The sequence below is a fragment of the Thermaerobacter litoralis genome (assembly GCF_054654595.1).
This window is the reverse complement of sequence record NZ_BAAIES010000009.1, coordinates 78,063-91,061: the sequence shown is the minus strand read 5'-3', so window position 1 is coordinate 91,061 and position 12,999 is coordinate 78,063. Positions and strand designations below refer to the sequence as shown.

At 71.6% G+C, this 12,999-nt stretch carries 10 protein-coding genes; 8 read left to right on the top strand and 2 right to left on the bottom strand.

From position 1 onward, the window contains the following. Positions 1-82 precede the first annotated feature (82 nt). From ACYQ02_RS07570 to ACYQ02_RS07545, 6 genes are all read left to right on the top strand, one after another. Positions 83-2,014: a thiamine pyrophosphate-binding protein gene (locus tag ACYQ02_RS07570; protein ID WP_460039849.1), complete on the top strand. Its 1,932-nt coding sequence runs from the start codon at positions 83-85 to the stop codon at positions 2,012-2,014. A gap of 121 nt (positions 2,015-2,135) precedes the next feature. Continuing rightward, positions 2,136-4,700 carry a M14 family zinc carboxypeptidase gene (locus tag ACYQ02_RS07565; RefSeq protein WP_460039848.1) on the top strand — a complete coding sequence of 855 codons (2,565 nt, stop codon included), beginning with the start codon at positions 2,136-2,138 and terminating at the stop codon, positions 4,698-4,700. Between the two features lie 181 nt (positions 4,701-4,881). Then, entirely contained in the window at positions 4,882-5,550 is a 669-nt protein-coding gene (locus ACYQ02_RS07560) for a GNAT family N-acetyltransferase (protein ID WP_460039847.1), read from the top strand. Positions 5,551-5,683: 133 nt separating this feature from the next. Then, entirely contained in the window at positions 5,684-7,084 is a 1,401-nt protein-coding gene (locus ACYQ02_RS07555) for a selenium-binding protein SBP56-related protein (protein WP_460039846.1), read from the top strand. Positions 7,085-7,271: 187 nt separating this feature from the next. Next, positions 7,272-8,231, top strand: coding sequence for a hypothetical protein (locus ACYQ02_RS07550; protein WP_460039845.1), 960 nt, complete (start codon positions 7,272-7,274; stop codon positions 8,229-8,231). A gap of 172 nt (positions 8,232-8,403) precedes the next feature. Then, positions 8,404-8,811 (top strand): DUF488 domain-containing protein, encoded by a 408-nt coding sequence (locus ACYQ02_RS07545; protein WP_460039844.1) that lies wholly within the window; start codon positions 8,404-8,406, stop codon positions 8,809-8,811. A gap of 199 nt (positions 8,812-9,010) precedes the next feature. Here the strand turns inward: ACYQ02_RS07545 and ACYQ02_RS07540 are convergent, their stop codons facing one another. Continuing rightward, positions 9,011-10,027, bottom strand: a complete 1,017-nt coding sequence (locus tag ACYQ02_RS07540) for a sulfite exporter TauE/SafE family protein (protein ID WP_460039843.1) — start codon at positions 10,025-10,027, stop codon at positions 9,011-9,013. A gap of 783 nt (positions 10,028-10,810) precedes the next feature. On the opposite strand from ACYQ02_RS07540, the gene ACYQ02_RS07535 reads away from it, so the two are divergent. Continuing rightward, positions 10,811-11,212: a VOC family protein gene (locus ACYQ02_RS07535; RefSeq protein ID WP_460039842.1), complete on the top strand. Its 402-nt coding sequence runs from the start codon at positions 10,811-10,813 to the stop codon at positions 11,210-11,212. A gap of 73 nt (positions 11,213-11,285) precedes the next feature. On the opposite strand, the gene ACYQ02_RS07530 is transcribed toward ACYQ02_RS07535, so the two are convergent. Continuing rightward, a complete protein-coding gene (locus ACYQ02_RS07530; protein ID WP_460039841.1) occupies positions 11,286-11,702 on the bottom strand; it encodes a hypothetical protein in 417 nt (138 codons plus the stop codon). A 181-nt stretch (positions 11,703-11,883) separates the two neighbouring features. Here ACYQ02_RS07530 and ACYQ02_RS07525 point away from each other — a divergent pair, with 181 nt between their 5' ends. Further along, entirely contained in the window at positions 11,884-12,984 is a 1,101-nt protein-coding gene (locus ACYQ02_RS07525; protein ID WP_460039840.1) for an ArsR/SmtB family transcription factor, read from the top strand. The last annotated feature ends 15 nt before the right edge of the window (positions 12,985-12,999 follow it).

Here is a 12,999-nt window from a genome sequence, read left to right as displayed (position 1 = left end):
GGGCCGGGGCGATGAGGGGCGGGACCAGGGCCCCATCGGCAATCCACCCCCATCTTGGACCGTTGGGAGGAGGCGAGGACGGATGACGTCCCGGCGCATGACCGTGGCCGACTACGTGGCGTCCGAACTGGCCGCGTGGGATGTGGCCTGCCTGTTCGGCGTCCCCGGGGACTCCATCATCCCGCTGCTGGAGGCCGTCCGCCAGAACCGCCGGCCGCGCTTCGTCGCCGCCCGGCACGAGACGGCCGCGGCGATCATGGCCGCCGCCTACGCCAAGGTCAGTGGACAGATGGCCGCTTGCTGCAGCGACGCCGGCCCGGGGGCCGTCCAGATGCTGAGCGGCGTCTACGACGCCGCCATGGACCGGGTGCCGCTCCTGGCCCTCACCGGCGGGCTGCCGACGGGCAAGACGGCCACCCACTGGCCCCAGGACGCCAACCTGGACCTGGTCTACACCGACGCCACGGTCTTCAACCATACCCTGGCGGCAGCCGGCCAGGCGACCCGCATCCTGCCGGCGGCCTTGCGGGCGGCCTGGGAGCGGTCGGGTCCGGCGCGGGTGGGCCTGCCCGTGGATCTGCAGCGGGAGGAACTGGCCGGGGCGAAGCCCACCGGTAAGCCGGGCTACCTCCAGGCCGAACCCACCCCCGATCAGCGGGACGTGGACGCCGCCCTCCACCTGCTGCGGACGGCGATGAAACCGGTCATCCTGGCGGGCCGGGGCGCCCGTCGCGCCCGGGAGGCGGTGCTGGCCCTGGCCGAAGCGCTGGACGCGCCCATCGTCGCCACCCTGCCGGGGCTTGGCGCCGTGCCGGCGGAGCACCGCCACTACTGCGGCGTGCTGGGAGAGGCGGGGACCCAGGCGGCCGCCGACGTCATGGGGGCGGCGGACGTGGCGCTGGTGGTGGGTTCGACCTGGTGGCAGCCGGCCTTCGTGCCCCGCGGGCTCAAGGTGATCCAGGTCGACACCCGGCGCGCCCACCTGGGCATGACCTTCCCCGTGGAGGTCGCCCTGGCCGGTCCGGCCGAGACGGTCATCGCGGCCCTGCGGGACGGAATCAAGCCCCAGGCCCGGGAAGGCTGGCGCGCCTTCTGGGAGCGGGCCCGGGCCACCTGGCATGCGGAATTGCAAGAGGCCGACGCGGCGGCCCAGGGGCGGGGGCCCGGGCCGGGCGGGCGGTCCGGCGGGTGGCGACGGGGGCGCGGCACCCGGGCGGGCGACGGCGTCCACCCCGCCGCCCTGATGACCGTGCTGTCGGGGGTCCTCGACCCGGAGGCGGTGATCTGCGTCGACACCGGCCAGCACACCTACTGGTTCGGCCGCTACTTCTTCCCCGACCGGCAGACGGTGCTGGTGTCGGGGCACTGGCGGACCGTCGGTTTCGCCCTGCCGGCCGCCATCGGCGCCGCCCTGGCCGCTCCCCGGCGACCCGTCGTGGCCCTGGCCGGGGACGGCGGCCTGGGCATGTCCTTGATGGAGTTCACCACGGCGGTGCGGGAGCGCCTGCCCATCGTGGTGATCTGCTGCAACGACGGTCGCTTCGCCGAAGAGGAAGAGCTGCAGGTGCGGGCGGGGGTGGAGCCCTTCGGGACCCGGTTCGTCAATCCGGACTTCGCCGCCGTCGCCGAGGCCGCTGGGGCTGCGGGGATCCGGGTGGAACGGGCCGAGGACCTGGAAGCGGCCCTGGAGAGGGCCCTCAAGGTGAACGGTCCCGTCCTGGTGGACGTCCGCGTCGCCCAGGTCACCTACCCGCGGCCGGAGCCTGTGGCCCAGCGGGATCCCTGGGCCGCCCGCACCGAGACGGAGACGCGGGAAGCGGCCACGGGCAGCGCGTCGGACGAGATCGGCCGCTATGGCGATCCGCGCCGGGAAGGGAGCCCGACCGGCCCGGCCGCCGGCGATGGGGGCGCTGCCGGCGAAGGAGACGCCGGTGCGGCCGGCGGGCGGGAGCCGGCGCCCCGCCGCCTGTGGGGCCGCAGCCGGCCAAGGGAGCGGGCACCGGAGAAGGTGTGATTGGCCTCGACACCGTTCGTGCCACGGGCACCCTCGCCTTGTCCTAGAATCTTGACAACCTGTCCACCTGCCGGCCGGCGGGTCCGGCCCCCGGCCGGCGGGAACGGTTGGAGGGATGCCCGTGGAGAGGGGAGCAGGGCACAGGCTGGCCCAACGCCTGGTCGCCGCGGTCTTGGGGGTCACCCTGGTCGGACTGACCTGGGCGCAGGCCCTGGCCGAGGCCCGGGGGGCCGACCCGGCGGTGCAGCGGGACCCGGTGGTGGAGCGGGTCGTGACCTTCACCCTGCCGTCCACCGCGGTCCTGGAGCAGGTCCACCAGATGGGCATCGCCGTCGAGGCTCCGGTGTTCCAGGATGCAGAGGGCCGGCTGACCATCGATCTGGTGGTAACGGACGACCAGGCCCGCCAACTGGCAGCCCTTGGGCTCCGGCCCGCCGGCGCCCCGGGGACCGCGGCGCAGCCCGCCGCCGGGGCGATGGCCGCGGCGAACGGCGCCGAGGCCGGTTCGTCCCCCGTCGCAGCCGGAACTGCAACGGCCGAGGCCGAACCGGTCCGCATCCTGCGGGCCGACGGCTTCGAGAACGCCGCCGGCCCCTTTGTCTCGGTGGAAGCCCGGGCGGCGGCCGGCGCCCAGGCCGTGCTGAACGTCTATGACGCGGCGAGCGGGCAGCACCTGGGGACCATGACACCCTTCGTCGACGCAGGGGAGTACATGTACCACACGCTGCTGGTGCCGGTGGCGTCGCTGCCCGAGGCGGTTCGGGTGACCGACGCCAGTGGGGCCGAGGCCCGCGCCGCCGTCGAGCCATGGCCGTCCCAGGAGGCGCGGTTCACCTTCGACGGGGAGTACCGCACCGGCTTCGTCGACCACTACATGGACCCCACCGAGGTCTACGCCCGGCTGGAGGCGTTGGCCCGGGAGTTCCCCGACCTGACGGAGATCATCGAGCTGCCGTACAAGACCCACGGCTACCGGCGGCAGGCCATGGGGGTCACGGGGAGCACGGGCTCGCGGGCCATCGTCTGGTACTCCAAGGCGTGGGGGCACGAAGGGGGCAACGGGCTACGGGTCGTGCTGGAGGATCCCGGCGAGCCGAACCGGCCCCTGGCCGTCCGTTATGATGAGGCGACCCGTACGGTCCACGTGTCGCTGGCCACCGGGCCCGACGGGTCGGTGACGTCGACGGCAGGCGACGTGATCGCCGCCGTCAATGCCGACCCCCAGCTTCCGGTTCAGGCGTATCCGTACCGCAACGCCCAGCCCACCGGCGTGGTCGCGCCCGAGGGGCCGGTGGTGCTCAGCGACTACCTGCGGGCTCCGGCCCACGTCTCACGGGATCCCTTCACCGTCAAGGTCCTGCGCATCGGCAAGCGGCGGGATGGCTCGCGCACCGGCGTGTTCATCTATGCGCAGGAGCACGCCCGGGAGTGGGTGACGCCCCTGGTGGCGCTGGAGACGGCGGCCCGGCTGCTCTACAACTACCGGACCCACAAGCCGACGCGGGAACTGGTGGACAACCTGGACATCTTCATCCTGCCGTCAGTCAACCCCGACGGCGGCCACTACTCGTTCTACGACTACAATCTGCAGCGGAAGAACCTGGTGAACCACGGCGGACCGGCGTACGCCGACCCCGCGTTGCGCAACCAGTGGGGCGTCGACCTCAACCGCAACTTCGCCGTGGGCAGCGTGCACGACGGGTATACCGGCGGCAGCACCAACCCGCTGAGTTCCACCTACGCGGGGCCCGCGCCATTGTCCGAACCGGAGACGCGCAACGAGGTCTGGCTGGTGGAGAACTTCCCCAACATCAAGTTCGCGATGAACGTCCACAGCCACGGTGGCTATTTCATGTGGCCGCCGGGAGCGTACAAGGTGCCCGGGCGCATCCCCTTGCCCCGCCCCACCCTGGGCGAGGAGACCTTCTTCTGGCAGGCGGGCGAGCGGATCCTCGACGCCATCGAGCGGTGGCGGGACACGGTGATCCTGCCGGGCCAGACGGGGCCCGTCATCGATGTGCTGTACTCCGCGGCCGGCAACTCCGCCGACCATTTCTGGTACCGCCACCGGGTGTTCGGGTGGGATTTCGAGGTCGGAGCCTACCGCTTCGAGGACGGGCGCTGGCGGTCCCAGGGTTTCCAGCCCGCGTGGCCCGAGGCCTACGAGCAGGCGATGGAGTTCGCCCACGGCAACATGGAACTGCTGCGGGTCGCCCTGGACTACCAGAACGACCGCCAGCAGCCCCGGTCCTGGGTCGAAATCCTGCCCGAAAAGGGGACCCGCTCGGCGGCGGGCGCCCTGGGCGACGGGGAGGGCCAGGAAGTCCGTTTCGACGGCGATGGTGAGCAGACCCTCGTGTTCACCGGCCCGGTGCGGCTGCGCTTCCACACCAGCGAGCCGGCGGACGTGTACTACACCTTGGACGGGTCCCGGCCCACGTTCCAGTCCACCCGCTACGAAGCGGCGGGCGTGCGGGACCGGCCCCAGGAGATCCGCATCGACCGCACGACGGAGGTCGCCTTCTTCGCCGTCGATGTCAAGGGGCTGGTGGAGAAGAACTACAAGCCCGACGGCCACGGCCGGAACTACAACCGCCTGCGCATCGTGATCGAGGACCCGGCGGAGGGAGCGGGCACGGCGCAAGCGGGATCGCCTGCGACGGAGGCGGTGGGGGCGGGCCGCTGAGCACGGAAAGCCCGGCGGTGCCGGCCCGGGGGTGCCGAGAACCGGACAGGGCAAGCGGGGGCAGCCGGGGCGAGCCACGTCAAGGGCTCGCCCCGTGGCGTGTTTCGGTTCTCGAAGGGTACGATGGGAACAACCCAGCGGCAGCGCACCCACGCCACCCTGGGAGAGGAGGTCATACAGAATGGAGGGTTTGGACAAAACGAACCGGGAGGCCGGTGGACCCGATCAAGGCGAGCGATTGACGACGCAGTCCTCCGGCCCGGCGCCGGATCCCTCCGTTCGTGAAGGATTCTTCCGCAACCTGCCGGTGTTGGAGACGCCCCGCCTGATCCTCCGCCCGTTGACCTTGGACGATGTCGACGACGTCTACGCCTATGCGTCGGACCCGGAGGTGGCCCGGTATACCACCTGGGAGGCCCACCGGAGTCTCGAAGACAGCCGGACCTTCGTGGAAGCCGTGGTCCGGGCCTACCGGGACGACCGGAATGCCCCCTGGGCCATGGTCCTGCGGGAGACGGGGCGGGTGATCGGGACCGTGGATTTCGTCGCCTGGGCGCCCCAGCACGCCCGGGCCGAGCTCGGCTACGCCATGGGCCGAGCCTACTGGGGTCGCGGCCTGATGACGGAGGCCGTCCGCACCCTCATTGACTACGGGTTCAGCAGGATGGGGCTCAACCGCATCGAGGCGCGGTGCATCCCGGAGAACCGGGCGTCGGCCCGGGTGATGGAGAAGGCGGGCATGCGGTACGAGGGGCTGCTGCGGGAGGTGATGTTCAGCAAGGGACGGTTTGTCGATCTGTGCCTTTACGCCATCTTGCGGCGGGAGTGGGAGGCCGCGCGGGCGCGATGACCGGGTGGTTGCAGCACGGAAATGGATTCCACCTCCTTCACCCTCTCGACCACCACGCCAAGGATTTGTCATAATACCCTATCGAAATAGTAGAATTGCCATCGATGAAGAGAGCGATGGAGGAGGTACGAACATGCCCGTCTGGCGCCCCGACCCCACCTTCTACCCCTCGCCGCGGCTCGCCATGGAGGCGCCCCGGGAAGGCCTGGCCTACGTGGCCCTGCTTCGCACCGGGGGCCGGCCCGACGGCTTCGCCGTGGTCGACGTGGATCCCCGCTCCGCTACCTACGGCCGGGTCGTCCATACCCTGGACTTCCCCTACACCGGCGACGAGGTGCACCACTTCGGCTGGAACGCCTGCAGCTCCGCCCTCTGCCCCTTTGCCCCCCACCCCCACGTGGAGCGGCGCTACCTGCTGGTGCCGGGGCTGCGTTCGTCCCGGATCTACATCCTGGACACCAAGCCAGACCCCGCCGAGCCGCGGCTGGTCAAGGTGGTGGAACCAGAGGAGGTCCTGCGCCGGGCCGGGTACTCCCGCCTGCACACCGTCCACTGCGGGCCCGACGGCATCTACGTCAGCGCCCTGGGCGGGCGGGGTGACGGGGGGCAGGACGGGGACGGCCCCGGCGGCATCCTCATCCTCGACCACGACAGCTTCGAGGTGCTCGGCCGCTGGGAGGTTGAGCGCGGCCCGCAGGTCTACGCCTATGACTTCTGGTGGCACCTGGGCTACGACACCGTGGTCACCAGCGAGTGGGGCGCCCCGGCTCTGTTCGAGGGCGGCCTGAACCTGGACGACGTGGTCAACCGGCGCTACGGGCACCGGCTGCACTTCTGGGACCTGCGCCGGCGCCGCCACGTCCAGGCGATCGATCTGGGCGACCAGCACCAGATGGTCCTCGAGCTCCGGCCCGCCCACGACCCCAGCAAGGCGTACGGGTTCGTCGGCGTGGTGGTCAGCGTCGAGGACCTCTCGGGCTCCGTCTGGCTCTGGTACCGGGACGGCGACCGCTGGGCGGTGCGCAAGGTGATCGAGATCCCGGCCGAACCCGTCGAGGACAAGGATGGCCTGCCGGACATCCTCAAGCCCCTGGGCGCCGTGCCGCCCCTCATCACCGACATCAACCTCTCCCTGGACGACCGGTTCCTGTACGTCTCCTGCTGGGGGACCGGCGAGCTGCGCCAGTACGACGTATCGGACCCCTTCCACCCGAAGCTGACGGGCTCCGTTCGCCTGGGTGGCGTGGTGCGGCGGGCGGCCCACCCGGCGGCGGGGCCCCTGACCGGCGGACCCCAGATGGTCGAGGTCAGCCGCGACGGGCGGCGGGTGTACGTCACCAACTCCCTCTACAGCACCTGGGATGACCAGTTCTATCCCGGGCTGCGGGGCTGGCTGGTCAAGCTGGACGCGGATCCCGCCGGCGGGCTGGCGGTGGACCCGGCCTTCTTCGTGGACTTCGGCGAGAGCCGGCCGCACCAGGTGCGGCTGCAGGGCGGCGACAGCTCGTCGGATTCCTTCTGCTTCCCGTCGTGACCCGGCGCGCCGTATGGCGCCGGGGCGGGCGCCACGGTGATCGATTCGTCTTTCGGACGAACACGGCCCGTCGGCCGGGAGGCGCAGCCGGGGGCACCCAGCGGGCCCGGGAATGGTGTCTCGCCGCGTGGGCCAAGGCTCCCTAGGAAGATGGGGGCAAGGTCGAGGCAGCCGGAGGGCGTCGCCGATGCACGACCACCTGCACCATGTAACGAGCGCAGCCCACGGCGGGAGCCCGTGGCCCTGGCTGATCCTGGTCCTGCTGGGTGCCTACCACGGCCTCAACCCCGCCATGGGCTGGCTGTTCGCGGTGGCCCTGGGCATGCAGGCCCGGAGCGGACGGCGGGTGCTGTGGGCGCTCCTGCCCATTGGGCTCGGGCACGCCCTGTCCGTCGGGCTCGTGCTGGCGCTGCTGTGGGGTGCCCGGGCCGCGCTCCCCGCGGTGCCCCTACGCTACGGGGTGGCCGCCCTGCTGGTGGGCTACGGGCTGTTCCACCTGTTCCGGTCCCGCCATGCCGGGGGGCGGGTGGGGATGCAGGTGGGCTTTGCCGGCCTGGTGCTGTGGTCGTTCCTCATGGCCACCGCCCACGGCGCCGGGCTGATGCTGGCACCTCTGGTCTGGTGGGAGGAGCCTGGGCCGGGCGGGGTGGCCTTCTCGGGTGCGGCTCCGGGCGAGGCGGCTCCGGCCGCGGCGCCGGCGGCGGGGCCGGCCGCGACGACGGCGGCGGGGGTCGAACACGGCGCCCACCTGGCGGGTCCCCACGGGGCGGCGGTCCCGGTAGCAGCAAGCGGGGCGGGTGGGACCCGGTCCGGGTTGGAGGCCGGGCCGGGGTCTGCGGACGGGGCCGCGGTGGGTTCGGGGCTGGGGCCCTCGGCCGGGTCCGCTGTGGGGACCGGGCCCGTCTTGAAGACAGGCCTGGGGGCCGGGGCGGAGGCCGCAGTGGGTTTGGGGCTGACGGACGGGGCTGGCGTGGTCCTGGCCACGGCCGTCCATGCCGCCAGCATGCTGCTGGCGGCGGGCACTGTGGCGCTGCTGGTGTACTACCGGTTCGGCCTGTTCTTCCTGCGCAGGGCCTGGATCAATCTGGACCTGGTCTGGGCCGTGGCCATGGTGGCCGGCGGTCTGGCGGTGGCCCTGGCAGGCTGACGAACGGGTCGGGCGGGGCATGGCGGCAGGACCCAACGTCCGGCGGCGACGTGCAGCCGGGCCCCCCCGGCCGAGAGCGGCCGAACCGCGGGGCCCCCGCGTCATGCGGTGGCCATGGGAGGACCCTCAGGGCGCCCTGTGGGACAATGAGGGGAGGGCGAGGTGAGGCGGCGTGGATTTGCAAATCGGCCGCGTCTACGGGGACGAACCGGCACCGCCGCGAGCCTACCGCGTGCTGGTCGACCGGTTGTGGCCCCGCGGGGCCCGCAAGCAGGGTGCGCCCTGGGATGCCTGGTGGAAGGAACTCACCCCCAGTGACGTCCTGCGCCGCTGGTTCCACCAGGATCCGGAGGCCCGCTGGGAAGGGTTTCAGCGCCGGTACCGGGAGGAACTGGACGCCCTGGGCACCGAGGTGACGGCCCCGGCCCTCGCGGCATGCCGGGAACACGAGACGGTGGTGTTGCTGACGGCAGCCCGCAACCCGGAGCGGAGCCACGTGCGGGTGCTCCGCCAGTGGTTGCTGGAGCGGCTGGGGGGTGGGCAAGTCCCCGGCCCAGGGGCCTCCGGCCAGGGGCTCTGAGGAGAAGCTCCGCGGAGGGCCAGAACCGGTCGGGAGGGGATCGCTGAGAACCGTCGAGAAGGCAACGACTTCCCGCGACGCGGCGGGCGTACTCCGCCGGCTGGCCCCGCCGTGGGGTGATCACGGCGTCTAGCAGGTTGCGCCCCGTCCGGCCCTACTCCGTCGGCCGGCGCGGTTCGTGTGCCGGTGGTCCCGCCCTTCACGCCCCCGCCGCCTCGGTCAGCACCCGCACCCCCGCCAGCAACAGGGCCAAGGCGAGGCCCCGGAGGATCCAGCGGTCGTCCACCCGGCGGGACAGCAGGGCGCCCACCTGGGCGCCGGGGATCACACCGGCCGCCAGCAAGGTCGCCCGGTGGAGCCCGTGGTGGTAGGTTCCCGCCCAGGCGTGGACGGCCACCCCAGCCCACCCCGTCAGGGCCAGGACGAAGTGGGACGTGGCCGTCGCCACGTGGACCGGGTAGTCCAGCAGGGTGACCAGCAACGGGACGTGGATGATCCCGCCGCCGATGCCCAGCAGGCTCGACACGACGCCGACCAGGAAGCTCATGGCCATGCCGCGGCCCAGGTTGCCCCGGCGGGACTTTTCTTGTGGTAAGGCGGCCGGGTCCTCCATGGGCCCATCACCCGGGCGGGCTTTGGCCGGCGCGGCCGCCGGACTGGGTCGCCCTGACAAAGCCGTTGCACCCCGCGTCCCCGGCGCCCCCTTCGACTGCGGCGCCCCCAGCGCCCCCTTCGCCCCCGCCGCTCCCAGCGAAGGGGCCATATCCGCTGGCCCCCCGGCGGTCGTGGCCCGCGCCACCCCGGCTGCCGCTGTTCCCGGGGTGGCGGTTCCCGCCGCCCCTGCCACCGCCGCCCGGTGGGCCCGGGCCAGCAGCCAGACCGCCGCCACCACCATCAGCGTCCCCAGCAGGGCTTCGAACACCCGCCGGGACATCAGGGTCGAAAGCCACGCCCCGAGCACGGCCCCCGGGATGGCCGCCGCCGCAAACCAGGCGCCCGCCCGGAAGTCGATCCGGCCCATCCGGGCATAGGCGACGGACCCGGAGAGGGCATTGACGGCCACCACCAGCAGGGAGATGCCCGTCAGGGTACCGGGATCGTCCACCGGGTAGAGCAGGGCCAGGACGGGAACGAGGAGGAACCCGCCCCCCGCGCCAATCAGGGTGCCGATGGCACCGACGACAAAGCCAAGACCAACCAGGGCCGGAGCTGACAACGCGACCGCCTGCCTTCACCCAACGCCCCAGGTGCAGTTTGACGGACCTTCCATCATGGTGGTCCCTCACCTTGACCCTACGCCGAAGGACGGCTTCCCGTCGAGCCACCGCTCCCGGTTTGGGCGGACGCCAGCGGCCCTGCGAGCCCCGGTGCGGAAGAGAGCGAACCCAAGCTCCCGGCTGTGCTCTCCGGCCGCGCGAAGGGCCAGGGCTCGATGCCGAACAACACCGCGGGGAAGGGCGTGCCCAAGGTGGCCGTCCCGGGGACGCCGTGCTCGCGGATGCGCTCCGAGCCAAAGCGGGCCATGAGTTCCACCGAGTCCCACGATGTGGCTGCCCATGACGGGGACGGGGGCGATGGCTGCCCCCAGATGGTGTCCCGCCGGGCACATCGCACCCGTGCCATGATCTGGCATAAGGACAGATTCGTGAAGCAATGGAGCAGGCGGTTGAGAGACGCAGCCGCCACGGCCACCAGCACGCCGGTACCTGCCCCCGGTACCGCCAGCAGGATAATACGCGGATCCGAGCGAAGGGCCCCGAGGGACAACAACTCGGAGCCGGGGGGCGCGGAACCGGAAGCAGGAGCGGAATCGTCACCCCCACGGCTGCCTGCAGCAGGGACCAGGGCTGGCGGCCGGATTCAGTGGAGCAGGCGCACTGCGCAGCGCGGTGGGGGAGCGCAGGTGACGGTGCGGAGTTCCGTCCGGGAGCCGGCTCGTCAAAGGCTCGGGGCTCGGCGGGCGACGCAGACGAGATGGGTGGGCCAGGGGGGATGCATCATGGTCCAGCGGATCGACAACGTCGGCCTGGCAGTGCGCGATCTTCAGGCCGCCGAGGCCTTCTACGCGCAGCTAGCATTCCGAGTGGAGAGCCGGGACGAGACGCCGGGGGCCTTGCTGGTCGCCGGCGACGCTCGCCTCTACCTCTTTCAGACGAGCCGGCCCGCGGGCGGCGTGCGGCGCAGCCCGGACCTGGTGGGCAACCCGCCGGGCCTCGACCACATCAGCTTCTGGGTGGGCGACGTCGACGCGGCGTACCGGCGGCTTGCCGAACAGGGGCTCACCTTCGCCACCGAGCCGGCCGATCAGGACTGGGGTGCCCGGGCATGCAGCCTCCACGACCCCGATGGCAACGTGATCTTCCTGCTGGGGCCTTTGAGCGAGGGCCGGGCGGAAGGTTGAACGTCCCGCCGGCGGCCGGTGCAGGCTCGCAGTCTGGTGCCGTCGGTTCGGTGGACCGCCGCGGCCGGAACGGTCAATCCGCCTGGGACGGAAGCCGGCTTTCGAGTCTGTGGCAATGCTCCGACGCCTCGTACCGGTTCATCCACGTCCGGAGTCGCTGCCCGCCGCGGTACCAGGCCAGGGTGAAGTCGCTCTGGTAGAGCCAGGTCACGGCATCGTGGGCGAAGGTGAGCGGGTGGACGGAAACCTGCCAGCCGGGCAGTTCGTCTTGGGCGTCCGTCACGCGCCGTACCTGTTCTTCCCGCTCGCAGGCGAAGATGGCGTAGCCGCCGCGCGGGTGGATGAAGTGGTCATGGGTAAGGACCAACCCGCGGCTGGTATCGGCGATGTACCGGTTGAACGCGTCGTTGGCGGCGCGGGCGGACACCCGCGGCGGTGCGTAGGCCACCACCAGGTAGCACTTGGGCACGGGATGGGCGGAAGCGGGCATCGGGGCACCTCCTTGGTATCGCTGCTCACAAGCCTCTCCTCGGCGGTGTCGCTGCTCACAACCCTATGGGGTGCTCACCCGGCGGTTCAACACATTCGAAGAATTCGCAATCAGATGGCGTTGGGCGAGCTCGCCATGGCATGGTGGCGGACCGCGACGGCGAGACGGATGGTGTCGGACGGTGACCATCGAGATCCAGCTTCCAGCGAATCCCGAAGCGGCCGTGACCTTCCACCTGTCGCCTCTCCTCGAGGCGGTTTGTGCCCTCGAGGCGATCGTGAACCCGCGGGCTCACCCCCTGCAACTTCACTGGGTTCTAGAGACGCGCAAGCGGCTGCCCCGTTCCCTGCTCACCGAGATTCGCAAGCTGGGCTTCGCCTATCGGGACTGGCAACTGGGCTTCTTCACCCCGCGGCCGCGGGAGGGCGTTCCCGCATTTCATGAGGAACTGGCGGACATCGAACGGTTGCCCGTGAAGACCTTCGCCGAGGAATGTGCGAGGGCGTTCACGCCATGGGAGGCAGAGCGGGATCCCACCTGGGACGAGGTGATGCGGGACGGCGCGACCCAGGCGATGCTCCTTGAGCATGCCCGACGTCTCGACCCGCGGTATGTGGAGGCCTGCGAGGAGCTGATCCGGAGCCCCGACCGGTTGCGGCGGCGACTTTTGGCCATGCTCGACCAGTTCTGGGAGTGCGCCTTCAAAGGGGAGTGGGCGCGCATCCGCCCCGCCTTGCTGGCCGATGCCGAGCGGCGCGCCCGGCGCCTCCGTGAGCGCGACGTGTGGACGGTGCTGCAGGAGGTGGCACCCGACGCCCGGGTGGTTCGCGACCGCCACCTTCTCATCTTCCACCGGCTCCCGGAACACGTCGTGGTCGGCGTCACCCCAACCCGGCCCTTGCTGCTGGTCCCCAGCCTCTTCACCCGGGTCAAGACCCGCGTGGAGTGCGACCCGCCGTGGCAGCCCTGCCTGGTCTATGGGCTCGAGGGGCCCCTGCTGCGACCGCCTGCCGAGCCTCCGGTTGCCCTGCAGCGCATGTTGTTCGCTCTGGCCCACGAGGCGCGCCTGCAGATCCTGAAGCTCTGCCACGAGGGCCCCAAGAGCACGCAGGAACTGGCCCGGGCCCTCAGCCTGTCGGAAGCCGCGATCTCCCGCCACGTCAAGATCCTTCACGATGCGGGTCTGGTGAAGGCGAGGCGCGACGGCTACTATGTCCTGTACGCCAGCCGGAAGGATGCGGTGGAAAGCGTGAGCCGGCACCTTCGATCCTTCCTCGGCTAGGTCGGCCCACCCTTC